Origin of the sequence: Frankia torreyi (assembly GCF_000948395.1) — a bacterium.
Taxonomy (GTDB): domain Bacteria; phylum Actinomycetota; class Actinomycetes; order Frankiales; family Frankiaceae; genus Frankia; species Frankia torreyi.
Genome location: NZ_JYFN01000031.1, coordinates 60,736 through 77,226, shown reverse-complemented (window position 1 = coordinate 77,226; position 16,491 = coordinate 60,736). Strand labels below are relative to the sequence as shown.

General features: G+C 72.4%; 15 protein-coding genes and 3 pseudogenes. 12 read left to right on the top strand and 6 right to left on the bottom strand.

The annotated features are described in order from the left end of the window. Window positions 1–23: 23 nt before the first annotated feature. The 6 genes and pseudogenes from FF36_RS38385 to FF36_RS19035 all read left to right on the top strand — a co-directional run. A pseudogene (locus tag FF36_RS38385) lies at window positions 24–834 on the top strand (AMP-binding protein); the annotation flags it as partial. Window position 835: 1 nt separating this feature from the next. Next, on the top strand, window positions 836–1,524 hold a 689-nt coding region (locus tag FF36_RS38380; RefSeq protein ID WP_242422620.1), incomplete at its 5' end, for a class I adenylate-forming enzyme family protein. A 194-nt stretch (window positions 1,525–1,718) separates the two neighbouring features. Next, window positions 1,719–2,513 carry an SDR family oxidoreductase gene (locus FF36_RS19050; protein ID WP_044886463.1) on the top strand — a complete coding sequence of 265 codons (795 nt, stop codon included), beginning with the start codon at window positions 1,719–1,721 and terminating at the stop codon, window positions 2,511–2,513. A 60-nt stretch (window positions 2,514–2,573) separates the two neighbouring features. Beyond that, the gene (locus FF36_RS19045; RefSeq protein WP_044886462.1) at window positions 2,574–3,761 is read left to right on the top strand and encodes a cytochrome P450; all 1,188 of its coding nucleotides are present in this window, start codon (window positions 2,574–2,576) and stop codon (window positions 3,759–3,761) included. Next, window positions 3,758–3,982, top strand: a complete 225-nt coding sequence (locus FF36_RS19040) for a ferredoxin (RefSeq protein ID WP_044886461.1) — start codon at window positions 3,758–3,760, stop codon at window positions 3,980–3,982. Before FF36_RS19045 ends, FF36_RS19040 begins: the two co-directional genes overlap by 4 nt. Window positions 3,983–4,143: 161 nt before the next feature. After that, a complete protein-coding gene (locus FF36_RS19035) occupies window positions 4,144–5,355 on the top strand; it encodes an ABC transporter substrate-binding protein (protein ID WP_236705780.1) in 1,212 nt (403 codons plus the stop codon). 481 nt (window positions 5,356–5,836) lie between these two features. Here FF36_RS19035 and FF36_RS19030 read toward each other — a convergent pair whose 3' ends face one another. From FF36_RS19030 to FF36_RS19020, 3 genes are all read right to left on the bottom strand, one after another. Beyond that, window positions 5,837–6,247: an arsenate reductase ArsC gene (locus FF36_RS19030; RefSeq protein WP_044886459.1), complete on the bottom strand. Its 411-nt coding sequence runs from the start codon at window positions 6,245–6,247 to the stop codon at window positions 5,837–5,839. Further along, entirely contained in the window at window positions 6,244–6,942 is a 699-nt protein-coding gene (locus FF36_RS19025) for an aquaporin (RefSeq protein WP_236705801.1), read from the bottom strand. Before FF36_RS19025 ends, FF36_RS19030 begins: the two co-directional genes overlap by 4 nt. 74 nt (window positions 6,943–7,016) lie before the next feature. Next, window positions 7,017–7,544 (bottom strand): ArsI/CadI family heavy metal resistance metalloenzyme, encoded by a 528-nt coding sequence (locus FF36_RS19020; RefSeq protein WP_044886484.1) that lies wholly within the window; start codon window positions 7,542–7,544, stop codon window positions 7,017–7,019. Window positions 7,545–7,644: 100 nt separating this feature from the next. Here FF36_RS19020 and FF36_RS19015 point away from each other — a divergent pair, with 100 nt between their 5' ends. Next, window positions 7,645–8,085, top strand: a complete 441-nt coding sequence (locus tag FF36_RS19015) for an ArsR/SmtB family transcription factor (RefSeq protein ID WP_044886483.1) — start codon at window positions 7,645–7,647, stop codon at window positions 8,083–8,085. Between the two features lie 691 nt (window positions 8,086–8,776). On the opposite strand, the gene FF36_RS19010 is transcribed toward FF36_RS19015, so the two are convergent. From FF36_RS19010 to FF36_RS19000, 3 genes are all read right to left on the bottom strand, one after another. Next, window positions 8,777–9,205, bottom strand: a complete 429-nt coding sequence (locus FF36_RS19010; RefSeq protein WP_044886457.1) for a MaoC/PaaZ C-terminal domain-containing protein — start codon at window positions 9,203–9,205, stop codon at window positions 8,777–8,779. Continuing rightward, window positions 9,202–9,714: an FAS1-like dehydratase domain-containing protein gene (locus tag FF36_RS19005; RefSeq protein WP_044886456.1), complete on the bottom strand. Its 513-nt coding sequence runs from the start codon at window positions 9,712–9,714 to the stop codon at window positions 9,202–9,204. The genes FF36_RS19010 and FF36_RS19005 overlap by 4 nt, the downstream gene beginning before the upstream one ends. 202 nt (window positions 9,715–9,916) lie before the next feature. Beyond that, window positions 9,917–10,993, bottom strand: a complete 1,077-nt coding sequence (locus FF36_RS19000; protein ID WP_044886455.1) for a phosphotransferase family protein — start codon at window positions 10,991–10,993, stop codon at window positions 9,917–9,919. An 89-nt stretch (window positions 10,994–11,082) separates the two neighbouring features. Between FF36_RS19000 and FF36_RS18995 the strand changes: the two are divergent. The 5 genes and pseudogenes from FF36_RS18995 to FF36_RS18980 form a co-directional block, all read left to right on the top strand. Next, window positions 11,083–11,991, top strand: a pseudogene (locus FF36_RS18995) (TIGR03857 family LLM class F420-dependent oxidoreductase); the annotation flags it as partial. Window position 11,992: 1 nt separating this feature from the next. Next, window positions 11,993–12,180, top strand: a pseudogene (locus tag FF36_RS38375) (TIGR03857 family LLM class F420-dependent oxidoreductase); the annotation flags it as partial. Window positions 12,181–12,329: 149 nt separating this feature from the next. Further along, entirely contained in the window at window positions 12,330–13,775 is a 1,446-nt protein-coding gene (locus tag FF36_RS18990; protein WP_044886482.1) for an aldehyde dehydrogenase, read from the top strand. 142 nt (window positions 13,776–13,917) lie between these two features. After that, entirely contained in the window at window positions 13,918–15,045 is a 1,128-nt protein-coding gene (locus tag FF36_RS18985) for an NDMA-dependent alcohol dehydrogenase (RefSeq protein ID WP_044886453.1), read from the top strand. Between the two features lie 157 nt (window positions 15,046–15,202). After that, entirely contained in the window at window positions 15,203–16,465 is a 1,263-nt protein-coding gene (locus FF36_RS18980) for a cytochrome P450 (protein WP_044886452.1), read from the top strand. The last annotated feature ends 26 nt before the right edge of the window (window positions 16,466–16,491 follow it).

Genomic DNA, 16,491 nt, shown 5'->3' with positions numbered 1-16,491 from the left:
GAGGTGTGCGACCGGCGGGCCCNGCTCACCCCGGACCGGTTGATGATTGTTGACGAGCGGGATCGCCGGATCACCTTCGGCGAGTTCCGCGACCGGGCCGAACGGGTGGCCGCCGGTCTGCACCAGCTCGGGATCGGCCCGGGATCCCGGGTGACCTGGCAGTTGCCGACCAGGATCGAGACCCTGCTGGTGTGCCTGGCGCTCGCCCGCCTCGGCGCCCACCAGAACCCGGTGATCCCGGCGGTGCGGGGCCGGGAGGTCGGCTTCGCGCTGCGCCAGACCGGCGCCGAGTGGGTCGTGCTGCCCGGCACCTGGAACGGGTTCGACTACGTCGAGATGGTCTCCGGGCTCGACTGGTCGGACGCCCCCCGGCCGCGGATCGTCGTCGTCGGTGTCGACGACCTGCCCGACGGCGACCCGGCGATCCTGCCGGCGGCGCCGACCGATCCGCGCGAGGCCCGCTGGACCTTCTACACCAGCGGTACGACGTCCGAGCCCAAGGGCGTGCTGCACTCGGACGAGTCGTTGATGTGGGGCGGGCGGGGCTACGCCGAGCGGATGCGGCTCGACGCCGACACGGTGTTCGCGATGCAGTTCGCCATCGCGCACATCGGCGGGCCGAACCTGTTCTGCTTCATGTTCTCCGTCGGGATCCGCACCCTGTCCGTCGAGCGGTTCGACCCGTCGTCGCTGGCGGAGCTGTTCCGCCGGCACCGGGTGAACCTGTGCGGCGGCAGCGTCGCGTTCGGGGAGCTGCTGCTGCGCGAGCAGCGCCGGCGCGGGGCCGGCCGCCTGCTGCCGGACCTGCGCCAGCTCGGCGGCGGCGCCGGCCCCNCCCCCCCGGCGATGTTCGACCAGATCACCGCCGAGCTCGAGGTGACCTACATCCCCGCCTACGGGATGACCGAGGTCCCGATGATCGCCGTCGGCTACCCCGACGACGACGTCGAGCTGCGCCGGGGGACCGACGGGGCGCCCGTGCGCGGCATCGAGATCCGGGCCGCCCGTCTCGACGGCACCGTCGCCGACCCGGGGGAGGAGGGCGAGCTGCAGATCCGCGGACCCCAGGTCTGCGCCGGCTACCGGGATCCGGCGCAGACCGCGGAGGCGTTCGTCGACGGCTGGTTACGCACCGGAGACCTGGGGCTGGTCCGCCCGGACGGCCGGATCAAGCTCACCGGCCGGATCAAGGACATCATCATCCGCAAGGGCGAGAACATCTCCGCGCGGGAGGTCGAGGACCTGCTGGGCACGCACCCGCTGGTCGCCCGGGTCGCCGTGGTCGGCCTGCCCGACGACGAACGCGGCGAGCGGGTCTGCGCGGTGGTGGAGCGGGTGCCCGGCCAGCCCGACCTGGACTTCGCCGAGATGCAACGCCACCTGCTCGCCGCGGGGCTGGGCCGCTACAAGCTGCCCGAGCAGCTCGAGCTCACCGACGAGCTGCCCACCCAGGGCTCGATGCTCAAGATCTCCAAAGCGGCGGTCCGTCGCGAGCTGCTCGCCCGCGCCGGGGCCGGTACCTGAGAGACGCGCGGCGCCGGCCTGTACGCGGGCCGGCGCCGCGTTGCTGTGCACCTGGCCGGATAGTGCGGGTCATCTGACGAATACGTCACCTGAAAAGGGCACTCAAATGCGCTTCTCCGTATAAGTTTCCTCACCCGGAGAGATGTGGCATGCTTCACGAATCTGGCAGCGTGTAGACGTCCGGGGAGGTCGCTGTGGATCTCGGGATCGCGGATCGGGTCGCGGTGGTGTCCGGCGGCAGCCGCGGCATCGGGCGCGCGGTCGCCGAACTGCTGGCGGCCGAGGGGGTGCGGGTCGTCGTGACCGCCCGCGGCGCCGAGGCGGTCGGCGAGGTCGTGGAGACGATCCGCAAGAACGGCGGCGTCGCGCACGGCGTGGCGGCGGACATGACGGTCGCCGAGGAGATCGAGCGGGTCGTGGCCGAGGCCCGGGAGCACTTCGGGCCGCCGGACATCGCGGTCAGCAACGTCCACGGCCCCGGCCCCGGCGACTTCTTCGACCTCACCGGGGACGACTTCGCCCGCGCCTTCCGGGAGATGACCCTCAGCGTCATCCACCTCACCCGGCTGGTCGCGCCCGCGATGCGGGAACGCGGCTGGGGGCGGCTGGTCAACATCGGCTCAGGCGCGGCCAAGGAGCCGCCGCCCGAGCTCAAGCACATCCTCGCCAACACCGTGCGGGCCTCGGTGGTGACGCTCAACCGCTCGCTGGCCAACGAGTTCGGCCGCGACGGCGTCACCGTCAACACCATCGGCACCGGCTTCATCGCCACCGACCGCATGTGGGACTACGTCGGCGGCGTCGGGGCGCAGCGCGGCCTCGCGCCCGCCGACATGATGACCCAGTTCAGCACCGGCATCCCCGTCGGCCGCCCGGGCCGCCCGGAGGAGATCGCCGCCGTCGTGGCCTTCCTCTGCTCGGCCTGGGCCGGCTACGTCACCGGGCAGCTCATCCCGGTCGACGGCGGAGCGCTGCGCTCGGCGTTCTGAGCGGCCCCGGCGGACCAGCGGACCAGCGGACCAATGGATCAACGGACCCAGGGAGGCCACATGTCGGCCGGCGAAGCCCAGCCCTTCACCTTCGAGGACCTGCCCGTCCGCGACGACCGGGACGCCGCGTGGCGGCTCATCCGCGAACGCGGGGGAATCGTCCAGCTCGAACCCGACATCGCGCTCACCGATCACGCCCTCGTCGAGGCCGCGTTCCGCAATCCGGCGGTGTTCTCCTCCCGGCAGGCCTTCGACAGCCTCGGCAGCCCGCTCCCGCTGGTCCCGATCGCGTTCGACCCGCCGGAGCACGCCCGTTACCGGCACATCCTGCAGCCCTTCTTCAGCCCGCGCAGCATCAGGCCGTTGGAACCGGAGTTACGCCGCCAGCTCGCCGAGCTCATCGCGCCGCTGCCGGCGCGCCGCGAATGCGACTTCGTGGCCGACGTCGCGTCGGTCTTCCCGGTGCAGGCCTTCCTGACCTTCTTCGGTCTCCCGCTGGACATGCGCGACCAGTTCGTCGCCTGGAAGGACGCGATCCTCGCATTGAGCGACCCGTCCGGGGCGATCAGCACCGACGAGGCCGACCTGCGCCACGCCGGCGAGCTGTTCACCTACCTGTCCGAGCTGGTGGCCGCCCGCCGCGGCGTTCCCGGCCCGGACGTGCTCAGCGAGCTGCTCTGCCTCGACGGTGACGACGCGCTCACCGACGCCGAGGTGATCGGCCTGTGCTTCCTGTTCGTCCTCGCCGGCCTCGACACGGTGACCGACGCCCTGGGCTTCGGGATGGAACGCCTCGCCCGCAACCCCGACCGCCGCCAGGAGATCGTCGACGATCCCGCCCTCGTCCCCGCCGCCGTGGAGGAGCTGCTCCGCCTCGACCCGCCGGCGCCGTTCGTGCCGCGGATCACCACCGCGGCGACCGAACTCGGCGGGCGCACGCTGCCCGCCGGCACCCGGGTCACCGCCTACATCGCCGCGTGCAACCGCGACGAGGCGCGCTACCCCGATCCGTACGGGATCGACTTCCACCGCGGCGACAACCCGCACGCCAGCTTCGGCGTCGGCGTGCACCGCTGCCTCGGCTCCCACCTCGCCCGCCTCGAGATGCGCCTGGTCTACGAGGAGTGGCACCGTCTCATCCCGCACTACGACATCGCGCCCGGGTTCGCGCCGACGGTGAAGTTTCCCCGCGGCACCGTCGGCCTGGAGGCCCTTCCCCTCGTCCTCACCCCGGGCGCGGCGCGGTGAGGGTCACGATCGACCGCGACCTGTGCGTCGGGCACGGGTTGTGCTACATGCTCGCCCCCGACGTCTTCCACGACGACGACGAGGGCTACGGCCAGGTGACGGACGACGGCCCGGTCGCCGCCGACCGCGTCGAGGGCGCCCGGCGCGCCGCCGGATCGTGCCCCGAACGCGCGATCACCCTCATCACCGCCACCGCCACCGCCACCGCCACCGCCGACTGACCGCGTCGCGACCGGCTGCGGCGCCCGCGGACCGTCGACGTTCCCGTCCGCGGCATCCCTGTTTCTTCCCTCATGCCCATGGCGTGGGGGGAGGTGCTGGATACGACAACCCGTTGAAGAAGAAGGGCACCTGTGTGAAGCGCCAGATATTACGACCGGCCGTGTGTCTCGTGGCCCTGGTCCTCGCGGTCGCCGCGTGCGGCAGCTCCGGCAGCTCCGGTGGCAGCTCGGGCGGGTCCGGGGGCGGCGCCTCGGCGGCTCCGGCGGCCCCGAAGTCGCCGGCACCGACCGGCAGCCCGCTGGTCATCGGCACGGTGGGCCAGTTCAGCGGCTTCGCCGGCGTGATCTCCAAGGCGACGGCGGACGCCGTGCAGGCCTGGGCGCAGTGGACCAACGACCGGGGCGGGATCAACGGGCACCCGGTCAAGGTCGTCGTCCGCGACGACGCCAACGACCCGGCCAAGTCCCTGGCCGCCGTCAAGGGCATGGTCGAGAACGACCACGTGATCGCGCTCGTCGGCACGCACGAGTCCGGGCTGGAGTCGTCCTGGCAGAAGTACATCGACGACAAGAAGATTCCGGTGATCGGCGGCTCGGCCACCGCGGCGCTGTGGCTGACCGATCCGAACTTCTTCCCGACCTCCGACACTGCCGTCAACTACGTCGTGTCCGAGGTGAACGCCGCCAAGATCGCCGGTAAGAAGAAGCTCGGCATGGTCGTCTGCGCCGAGGTCCCCGCCTGCGCGCAGGGACTCACGCTCGCCGGCGGCATCGCTACGAAGCTCGGGCTGCAGTTCGCCTCCGGCCTGGCGATCTCGTCGTCGTCGCCCAACTACACCTCCCAGTGCCTCAACATGCGCTCGGCCGGGGTGGACTCGATCATCCTCAACAGCTCGGGTGAGGTCAGCGAGCGCTTCGTCGCGGACTGCGCGAAGCAGAACTACCGGCCGCAGCTGATCTCCCCGGGGCAGAGCTTCCTCGACAAGCTGCTGGACAACGCCAACTACAACGGCGCCTACATCGCGAACGACTCGTTCAACTGGTTCGGTGGCGCGCCGGAGTCGGCGGACTTCCTGCAGGCGATGAAGACCTACAAGTCGAGCACCCCGCTGAACGCCAGCGCCAGCGCCGGCTGGGCCGCGGGGGTCACCTTCGGCAAGGCAGCCGCGAAGATCGGGCCCAGCCCGACCTCCGCCGACATCTACACCGGGCTCTACGCCCTGCCCGCGAACAACACCCTCGGTGGTCTGATCCCGCCGACGACCTACACCAAGGACAAGCCGGCGACCTCCACCCCGTGCGGCTGGTACGGCGTGATCAAGAACGGCAAGCTCACCGCTCCCCACGGCGCAAGCGCCATCTGCGTCGGGTAGCGGCTGTGTCGGGTAGCGGCTGCGACAAGTAGCGGCTGTGTCGAGTAGCGGCTGTGTCGAGTAGCGGCCGCGACGAGCCCGTGCCGGCGGGAGTGCCCCGCCGGCACGGGCTCTCGTTCGTCAGCCCCCTCCCGGCGGCGCGTGCCGGACGCTGCATAGTCGTTGTGTCAGATTTGTTGCCGCTAGGCGGCAGGGGTCGAGGGACGTCGGCCCGCTCCGCCGGCCGCGGAAGGCGACGGCTCCCGGCCCGTTCGCCCGCCGAGGCATCACGGTGGTAGCGGGATCGCGCTGGCGCGGCGGGCGCCCTGGCGGGGCCGGCTTCGCAGGGTGACGGCGTCGGTGGAAATGTGAGATGAGCCGGCGCGGCTCGGAATCTGGTGACAGATCTGTTAGAAATGGAAGGGGTCGGTGGCTAATCGGCCCGCGGGCCGCGGCTGCCATCCGGGTACAGCGCCGCGGCCCGCTCATCGCTTCGCCTCGGTCAGGTGCCGGCGGGGAGCAACTCGGCCAGGAGTCGGTCGACGCGGGCGCGGATCTCGTCGCGGATGGGGCGCACGGCGTCGATGCCCTGGCCGGCGGGGTCGTCGAGTTTCCAGTCCTCGTAGCGCTTGCCCGGGAAGATCGGGCAGGCGTCGCCGCAGCCCATGGTGATGACGACGTCGGAGGCCTCGACCGCGTCGACGGTGAGGATCTTCGGGGCCTGCTCGGTGAGGTCGATGCCGACCTCGGCCATGGCCGCGACGGCGGCGGGGTTGATCTGGTCGGCGGGCGCGGAGCCGGCCGAGCGGACCTCGACGCGGTCGCCGGCGAGGTGGGTGAGCCAGCCGGCGGCCATCTGGGAGCGGCCGGCGTTGTGGACGCAGACGAACAACACCGACGGTCTCGCGGTCATCGAAGTGTGCTCCGTTCGCGGGATGGGTGTGGCGCGTCGGCCTGCCGACGCGGGTCGCTCACGAGGCGCCCCGGCGCGACCGTGGGCGGGTAGAACAGCCGGACCAGCCCGTAGCCGACCGCCCCGCCGACCACCTGGACGGCGATGAACGCCGGGGCGGAGGCGGGGGCGATGCCGGCGAAGCTGTCGGAGAACATCCGCCCGACGGTGATCGCCGGGTTCGCGAAGCTCGTCGAGCTGGTGAACCAGTACGCCGCGCCGATGTAGGCGCCGACCGCCGCCGGGGCCCGCTCGGCCCGGTCGGACCGGGCCAGCGCGAAGATCAGCAGGATCAGTCCGGCGGTGGCCACGACCTCGGCAAGCAGATGCGCCCCCGACGCCCGGTGGTGCGAGGCGATCGACACCGCCGACCGGTCGAACATCAGGTTCGCCAGCACCGCCCCCGCGACACAGCCGGCGACCTGCGCGGGCAGGTAGGCGGCGGCGTCGCGCCACGACAGGCCGCCGAACGCGGCGTCGACGAGGCTGACCACCGGGTTGAAGTGCGCCCCGGACACCGGGCCGACCATGAGGATGATCGCGAACAGGCCGGCGGCGGTCGCCGCGGCGTTCTCCACCAGCTCCAACCCGACCTGGTCGGGGCTGAGCTGGACCGCGGCGATCCCCGACCCGACGACCAGGGCGGCCAGCAGCATGCTGCCCACCGCCTCGGCGGCCAGCCGCCGCGCCAGCGCCGGCCGACCACCCGACTCACTGTCCGCCACGGGGTTCAGCGGGCGCCGGCGGGCGCCGGTTCGGCGCCCTCGACGCCGGCGGGGTCCGACGTCGGGCCGCAGTCCACCCCCGGTCCGCAGGCGCAGGCCGACCCCGGGCCGCCGCCCGGTTCCACCATCCGCAGCGTCGGCATCGACCCATCGACGACGTCGGAGAGCACCGTGTAGACCTCCCACGGCGCACCGTCGGGATCATCGACCCACACCTTGTCCTGTACCGCGTAGCAGCAGGCGGTGTTCTCCTCGACCGCGGTCTCCAGCCCGGCCCCCGCCAGCCGGGTCGTCGCGGCGGTGACCTCCTCGGTGGATTCGACCTCGACGCCGAGATGGTTCAGTGCTCCCGCGACCCCGCTGCCGCGGGCGTCCGGGTTCTCGATCAGCACCAGCTTCAACGGCGGCACGTCGACCGCGAAGTTCGCATACCCCGGCCGACGCTTCGCCGGCGCCACCCCGAACAGCTTCGAGTAGAACTCCACCGCCGCGTCCACATCGGACACGTTCAACGCCAACTGCACCCGCGCCATCCCGACCACCTCGCTTACATCGACACTCGTCTATGCCTGCCGGACGGAGCATGCCCACGGACATAGACCACTGTCAATCTCTCGTGGCATGCTGGTCCCCATGGCCACGACCTCGATGCCCGCCCCCGCCACGGCGTCCACCGGCCGGCCCGACGAGGCCGGCGGCGACCCGGCCGGTGCGCTCGGGGCCTGCTGCACCCCGCTGGCCGCCGCGCCCCTGTCCGCGCACGACGCCGACCAGCTCGCCGCCGTGCTGAAGGCCATCGCGGTCCCCGCCCGGCTGCGACTGCTGTCGATGATCTACGCCCGCGACGGCGGCGAAGCCTGCGTCTGCGAACTCACCGAGCCCCTCGGACTGACCCAGCCGACCGTCAGCCACCATCTGAAGGTCCTCGTCGACGCCGGCCTGATCAGCCGGGACAAGCGCGGCGTCTGGGCCTACTACCGGCCGGTGCCCGGCGCCCTCGCCGCTCTCGGCACCCTGTTCAACCCGCGGCCGCCCGCCGCCGGCCCGCCCGCCGAGAGCTGCGCGCAGTGCTAGCCGATCAGACGCGGTCCCGACCCGACGAGGCACGTAACTGGTCTGTAGCTCGGCGCGCCCGGTCCGAGCGGATCCCGTCCGGTTCCGGCTCCGCGGAATCTGCATGACCGTGTCACCTGCTCGCGGCGGCGGCGGCGATCGCGGAGCGTGGCGGCGACGGATGGGTGTTCGGGGTGGATGCGTGGGAGAGCGACCACCGTGGTCCCTGTGGCCGGTTTGGCGTCCGCTATGTCCATAGCAAATATGTCCATAGCAAAGAACCACGGGACGCCGGCCCCTCGCACACCCCCGCTCTCACCCCCCTCGATCGTCACCGTCAGTAACTAGGCGGCTGGGGCTCGGCCCGGGCTCCGGCGAACAGCCGCGCGGGCGGGGGACTGGGGCGCGGTTCCGCGGAACACCATGATCCAAAAGCCGAAGCCGAAGGTCGGGGTCCGGGTGCGTGGTGCGGTTCGGGGGAACATCTTGATCGTCAGTGGGGGTCGCGGGTGGAAGGTGGATCCGCGGTCCGGCTGTCGCCCTGATGCCGGACCGCGGATCCCCGGCCGCGCCCGTCGCCGAGGTCGGCTGACTCTCGGAGCAGGCGCCACCGAGTCTTGGGGTAACGCCACCCGGCTGATCCCGGCCGATCCCGGCCGGGATGGGAGCGGCCCAGCGTCGAGCGGTCGATCCTGCGGGCCGGCGTCCGCCGTCAGTGCGGGAGCAGGAACTCCGCGGCGCCGGCGATGGCCACGCCGCCGGTCTGACGCGCGCAGCTCAGGTCCACCGAGACCAGCCGGCCCTCGGGCTGCTCCTCGATGGCCGTGACCACCCCGGAGCAGGTCAGCACGTCGTCCGGCCAGACCTGCTCGCGGAAGCGGACGTGGAAACGGCGCACGTTCTCCGCGCCCAGCCAGTCGGTGGCGAAGGTGGCCAGCAGGGCCGCCTGGTGCATCCCCTGGGAGAACACCGACGGGTAGCCGGCGCGCTGGGCGAACGTGTCGTCGTAGTGCATCGGGTTGAGGTCGCCCGACGCCCCCGAGTAGCGCACGAACATCTGCCGGGTGAGCGGGCCGAACGCGCGCGGCTCGGGGGAGGAACCCACCGCGAGGTCGGCGAGGGTGGTGCCAGGGGCCGTCATGCCTTCTCCTCGGTAACCGGCGCCGGCTGCGCGGCCGCCGCCGACTCCGCGGTCTTGGCTGGTTCCGCGGACTTGGCCGGTTCCGCGGACTTGGTGGCCTTCGCGGTCTCGATGTAGGTCGCGCGGCCCTCGGCGACCAGGGTGCCCGCCTCGTCGCGGAACTCGGTGACGATGACGGCGAACTTCATGGTGCCCCCGCGCCGGCCCGGCTTCTCGTAGCGCTCGGCGAGGCGCTCGGCGGCGTAGAGGGTCTGCCCGGCGCGTGGCGGCGGCCCGTGGAAGATGTACTCCTGCTCGCCGTGCAGCAGCCGGCGGCGGTCGAACCCGTGCGGCACGCGGGCACCCTCGGGCGCCCAGCGGTTGGCGTTGATCAGAAACGTCGGCGGGACCACGGCGTCCGGGTGCTGGTATTCCGGCGCCTCGGACTGCATGGCGAGGGCGAACTCACGGATCTTGCCGCGTTCGATCGGGAACTCCCACGCGGCGCCCGCCTCGCTGGGTGCGCTCATCACTGCTCCGTCGGGTCGTCGGTCGAGGTGGTCAGGCGGTGCGCCCGGGGTCGCGATCTGGTCGGCCCGTCGCCGGGCGGCGGCGCCGTGCTGCGTGCTGCCTGCCGCGCCACCGTGACGTGCTGCACGCTAGCAGGAGGCAGAGCAACTTTCTAACGCTGCTGTCATGTCTCTGCGGGCGGCCGTCCCCGGGTGGCGCTGCTCAGGCGGCGACGCGGTCGAGGCCGCGACGGATCATCCTGATGGTGCGGCGGGCGTAGGCGGAGGCGACCCGTTCCGGCAGCCCGCCGCTCGTCATCAGCAGCACGCCGAGGCGGCTGTTGATCAGCGTCATCACGGTGGCGGCGAGCAGTTCGTAGTAGTCGATGTGCTCCACCGGCCGGCCGGACAGCTCCTGGTAGCGGGCGATGATCGCGGCCCGGTCGGGCACGCCCTCCAGGCGGGTCAGCCGCTGTGCCTCGCAGAGGAAGTCCTCGAACATCAGCCACCAGCCGAGGTCGATGCCGGGCGGGCCGACGGTGGCCGTCTCCCAGTCGAACATCGCCCGCACGGACAGGTCGGCACCGAAGCTGATGTTGCCGACCCGGGCGTCGCCCCACACGATGCCGGCGGACGGATCGTCGGGGCGCTCGCGCAGCAGGTGGTCCACGGCGGCGGCGACGGTCTCGGGCTCCCAGCGCAGGCTCGGCCCCGCCCAGGTGTGCCAGTCGCGCAGCGCCGCCAGGTAGCGGTCGAGCGCGGTGCCGGTGCCCGCGGGCGTCAGGAACTCGAAGCCGTCGCGCACGTCGATGCGGTGCAGCGCGACCAGGGAGGCCAGCGCGTTGTCGTGCATCAGGGTCCGCTGCGCCGGGCTGAGATCGACCGTCCAGCCCTCGGCGTGCCAGCTCGGGACGTCGCCGGGCACCCGGCCGTCGACCCGGCCCATCAGGTAGAACGGCGAGCCCAGCACGGTGGGATCCGACTCGATGTACCAGATGGTCGGCACCGGCACGCCCGGGTGGGGGGCGAGCGCCTGCATGATCCGCGCCTGGCGGACCGCGTCGGGGGTCACGAAGAGCTGGTGGCCGGTGGGCTCGATGCGCAGCACGAGGTCCTCGCCGCGGCGCGGGCCGTCCGGCGGGGTCCAGGCCAGGTGCAGGTAGAGGGTCTCGTTGGAATAGCCGGCCTTCGGCGAGGTCAGGGGCGAGATCTCCACGTCGGTGGCACCGTGCCGGTCCCGCAGCCACCCCCGCAGGACCTCCCGGGTCGCCTCGAGATCCCGTCGTGCCGTGGTGGCCATCCTGACTCCTTCCGCCCGCGTGCCCCGGTTGCCGACCGCCCGGACCGGCTGATCGCCCAAATACTAGACACGGATGTCAGAATAGGGGCATGACGACGAACAGGGACCGCGATCTGACCGGTGCTGCCCGGGTGGCGGACCGCCTCGGCGCCTACGTCCTGCCCGGCCGGGTCGCGGATCCGCGGCCCGCGATCGGCCAGGCGCAGACCGCCGAGCACCTCGGGCTCGGCACCGTGTGGCTCAGCGAGCGGTGGGGGACGAAGGACTTCGGCGTGCTCGCGGGCGCCATCGGCCAGGCCACCAGCCGGGTGCGCATCGCCTCGGGCATCACCCACTTCCTCGTGCGCCACCCCGTCGTGCTGGCCTCCACCGCGATGACGGCCCAGGCGCTCAGCGGCGGGCGCCTGACGCTGGGCTTCGGGCGTTCGGTCGGCCCGATGTGGAAGGCCGTGGGCCTGCCGGCGATGACCAACCAGGTGCTCGTCGACTCCGCCGACATGCTGCGCCGGCTGTGCCGGGGGGAGAAGGTCTCCTACGACGGTCCCGCCGGGCGCTTCCCGGTCATGCGCCTGGGTGACCTGCCCGACGTCGCGCCGCCGGAGCTGGTGTTCGCCGCGATCGGCCCGAAGAGCCTCGCGCTCGCCGGGGCGCACTTCGACGGCGCGCTGCTGCACCCCTTCCTCACCCCGGAGGCCGTCGCCCGCTCGGTGGCGATCGTGCGCAAGTCCGCGGCCGAGGCGGGGCGCGATCCGTCGACAGTGAAGGTCTACGCCACCGTCGTGGTCGCCCCCGACCTCACGCCCGAGGAGGAGACGGCCGTGGTCGGTGCCCGCGCGGTGACCTACTTCCAGATCCCGGGCTTCGGCGAGCGGCTGGCCGGGGTGAACGAGTGGGGCGTCGAGCCGCTGGCGGCGCTGCGCTCCCACCCGCTGATGGCCGGCCTGCGCGGGTCCGCCGACAACGTCTTCACCCGCCACCAGCTCCTCGACGTCGCCGGCNCCCTGCCCCCGTCGTGGCTGACCGACGCCGCCGCGGTGGGCTCCGCGGGCGAGTGCGCCGCCCGCCTCGACGACTACCTCGACGCCGGCGCCGACGAGTTGGTCCTGCACGGGTCCACCCCGGAGCTGCTCGGCCCGGTCCTGCAGCACTTCGCCGCGCGAACCCCGGCGAACACGGCCGGTGCGTAGTCCGCGCGGGTACTGTTTGCACATCGGTGACATGAACGCCAGAATTAAGTGATCATACGGTCGGGCGGGAGCCCGGGCGTCGTCCTCCTCGGGCCGGTCCGGTCGTGGCCCGGCCGCCCGACCTGATCATCAGTGGGAAAGAGACCTCCTTGTACACCCACGAGAATCTCTTCATCGGTGGCTGGGTGCCGCCGGCCTCGTCCCGGGTGATCGACGTGTTCTCCCCGGCGACCGAGGAGCCGATCGGGCGCGTGCCGAGCGCCTCGATCGCCGACGTCGACGCGGCGGTGGCCGCCGCCCGCGGCGCCTTCGACGCCGGCCCCTGGCCGGCTCTCGACCCGGCCGAGCGCGCGCAGATCGTCGGCCGGCTCGGCAAGGCGATCCGGGCGCGCGCGGAGGAGTTCGCCGATCTCATCTCCGCGGAGGTCGGCTCGCCGCGGGCGTGGTCGACCATCGGTCAGGTCGGGATCGCCACCGCCGTGTTCGCCACCTACAGCGGCATCGGGCGCAGCCACGAGTGGGAGACGACCCGCAAGGGCGGCTTCGGCGGCCCGGTGCGGGTGCGGCAGGTGCCCGTCGGCGTGGTCGGCGCGATCGTGCCGTGGAACGCGCCGCTGTTCGTCGCCGCGCTCAAGCTCGCCCCGGCCCTGCTGGCCGGCTGCACCGTCGTGCTCAAGCCGGCCCCCCAGACCCCCCTGCACACCTACCTGCTCGCCGAGGCGGCCGAGGCGGCGGGCCTGCCCCCGGGCGTGCTGTCCATCGTTCCCGGCGAGGCCGCGGCCAGCGAGCATCTCGTTCGCCACCCCGGCGTCGACAAGATCAGCTTCACCGGGTCGACGGCCATCGGCCGCCACATCGGCGAGCTGTGCGCGCGCGACCTGCGCCGCTGCACACTGGAGCTCGGCGGCAAGTCGGCGGCGATCCTGCTGCCCGACGTCGACCTCGGCGCGGGCACGGTCGAGGCGATCGTCGGCGGGGCGATGTCCAACGGCGGGCAGATCTGCGTCTCCCAGACCCGCGTGCTCGCCCCCCGCGACCGCTACGACGAGGTCGTCGACGCGCTCGGCACCCGCATCGGTGCGCTGCGGGTCGGCGACCCGAGCGACCCCGCCACCGAGGTCGGCCCGCTGATCTCCAGCCAGGCCCGCGAGCGGGTCGAGGGCTATCTGAGCTCCGCCGAGGCCGACGGCGCCCGCCTGGTCACCGGCGGCGGCCGGCCCAAGGGCCTCGACCGCGGCTGGTACGTCGAGCCGACCCTGTTCGCCGGCGTGGACAACGGCATGCGCGTCGCCCGCGAGGAGATCTTCGGCCCGGTCATGGTCGTGATTCCCTACGACGGCGTCGACGACGCGGTGCGCATCGCCAACGACTCCGACTACGGCCTGGCGGGCGCGGTGTGGACGACCGACATCGCCGCGGGGGAGGCGGTCGCCGGCCGCATCCGCGCCGGCGGCGTCGGGGTGAACTCCAGCGCCGGCATGGACCTCGGCAGCCCGTTCGGCGGGTTCAAGCAGTCCGGCATCGGCCGCGAGGGCGGTCCGGAGGGACTGGCGGCCTACACCGAGTACCAGTCGATCATCCTGCCGGCGGGGTGACCCCCCGGCGGCCCGACCGGCCGCCCCCCAGCACCGAACCACCGGCCAGCACCGAACCACCGGCCAGCACCGGACCACCGACCAGTACCGGACCCACCGACCAGCATCGGACTGCCGGTAGCGACGAGAGGACCACACGACAGTGCAGACCAAGGCCGCGGTGCTCTGGGAGCCGAACGCCCCGTGGGCGGTCGAGACGATCGAGCTCGACCCGCCCAAGCACGACGAGGTGCTGGTCGAACTCCACGCCTCGGGCATCTGCCACTCCGACGAGCACCTCGTCACCCGCGACATGCCGTTCCGCATCCCGTGCATCGGCGGGCACGAGGGCGCCGGGGTCGTGCGCGAGGTCGGTGCGCACGTGTCCTGGCTGAAGCCCGGTGACCACGTCGTGTTCGGGTTCATGCCGTCGTGCGGGCGCTGCCCGTCCTGCTCGACCGGCCACCAGAGCCTGTGCGACCTCGGCGCCAAGCTCTACAGCGGGCGGCACATCTCCGACGACGGCTACCGCCACCACGCCAAGGGCGAGGACATCTCCACCGCCTGCCTGATCGGGTCGTTCGCCCACCACACGGTGGTCAACGAGGCCAGCGTCATCAAGATCGACAACCACTACCCGCTGGACCGGGCCTGCCTGCTGGGCTGCGGGTTCGTCACCGGCTGGGGCTCGGCGGTCTACGCCGCCCAGGTCCGCCCCGGCGACGCCGTGGTCGTCGCCGGGGTCGGCGGCATCGGCGGCGCGGCCATCCAGGGCGCGAAGCTCGCCGGTGCCAAGGTGATCGTCGCGATCGAGCCGGTCGAGACGAAGAAGGACAAGGTCCTCGAGCTCGGCGCCACCCACGTCGCGACCTCCTGGCAGGAGGCCCCCGCCGTCGTCGCGGAGGCGACCTGGGACCGCGGCGCCGACGTGTTCATCTGCGCGATGGGCGTCGGGGACGGCAAGCTGGTCAAGAAGGCCCTGCGGATGACGGCCAAGCGGGGCACGCTTGTCGTCACCAACATCCACCCGGCGACGGAGACGTCCATCGACGTGAACCTGATGGACCTGACGCTGACCGAGAAGCGCATCATCGGCACGCTCTACGGCTCGGGCAACCCGCGCGCCGACATCCCCAAGCTGCTGGAGCTGTCCAGCGTCGGCCAGGTCGACCTCGACGTGATGGTGTCGCGGACCTACCCCCTCGACGACATCAACGACGCGTTCGACGACCTGCGCGCGGGCACGAACCTGCGGGGCGTGCTGCGCTACCCGGCCGCCGACGCCGCCTGATCCGGCACCCGCCTCACCGCCCCCTCGAGCTCGCCGCCCCCCCAGCTCGCCGCCACTCAAGCTCGCCGCCCCAGCTCGCCGCCACCCGTCCGAACGACCACCGGAGCGCGCCGCATCCGTCCCGCGGTGCCGCCGCACAGCACGAGGAGAACCGGCCATGAGCCTGATCGCTGACGTCGACCTGGACGATCTCGACTGGTGGACCCGGCCCGCGGCCGAACGCGACGCCTACTTCGCGAGCGTGCGCGCGTCCGGGGAACGCCCGTACTTCCCCGAACTCGACCTCGCCGGCAACGTCCGGGGCCGCGGCTTCTACGCGGTGACCCGCTACGCCGACGTGATGGAGGTCAGCCGCCGGCCGGAGGACTTCTGCTCCGGGCAGGGCACCAACATCTTCGACCAGCCGTTGGACCTGCGGGAGTTCTTCGGCTCCATCATCGCGATGGACAACCCGCAGCACGCCCGGCAGCGTCGGATCATCTCCCGCGGGTTCACCGCGAAGAACCTGGAGGCGCTGCGCGCCAACGTCGGCGAGGTGACCCGGGAGGTCCTCGGGACGGTGGCGGAGAAGGGCGAGTGTGACTTCGTCACCGAGGTCGCCGCGCTGATCCCGCTGCGCATCGTCAACGACATGATGGGCATCCCGCGCAGCCAGGAGCAGTTCATCTTCGAGTCGACGAACAAGCTGCTCGGCGCCAGCGACCCCGAGTACGTCCCGGACCAGAGCCCGCGTGGGGTCGCGAAGAACCTGTCCCGGGTCGGCGACGACTTCGCCGAACTGCTGCGCGAGCTCGCCGCCGACCGGCTGAAGAACCCCGGCGACGACCTCATCAGCCTCCTCGTCGCCGCCGAGGGCGACAACCTCACGGCGCAGGAGCTCGCCTCCTTCTTCATCCTGCTGGTCGGCGCCGGCAACGAGACCACCCGCAACGCCATCGCGCACGGCCTGCTCGCGCTCACCCAGAACCCCGACCAGCGGGCGCTGTGGGCCGCCGACATCGACGGCGTCACGCCGACGGCCGTCGACGAGGTCGTCCGCTGGGCGTCGCCGGTGCTGCACATGCGCCGCACCGTCACCGCCGACGGGGTGCGCCTCGGCGACCAGGAGTTCCGCGAGGGCGACAAGCTCGTGCTGTGGTACCGCTCGGCGAACCAGGACGAGTCGGTGTTCCCCGACGGCACCCGGTTCGACGTGCGCCGCGACCTCACCCCGCCGCACCTCGGTTTCGGCGCCCCCGGCCCGCACTTCTGCCTGGGCGCGCACCTCGCCCGCCTCGAACTGGCCGTGGTGTTCAAGGCGCTGTTCGAGTACCTTCCTGACATTCACGCCGTCGAGGAGCCGCAGTTCCTGCGGACGAACTTCCTCCACGGCATCAAGCACCTCAAGGCCGCCTACACCCCGACCACGGTCCGCGCCTGACCGCCCTCGAGGCGCCTGCAATGCCA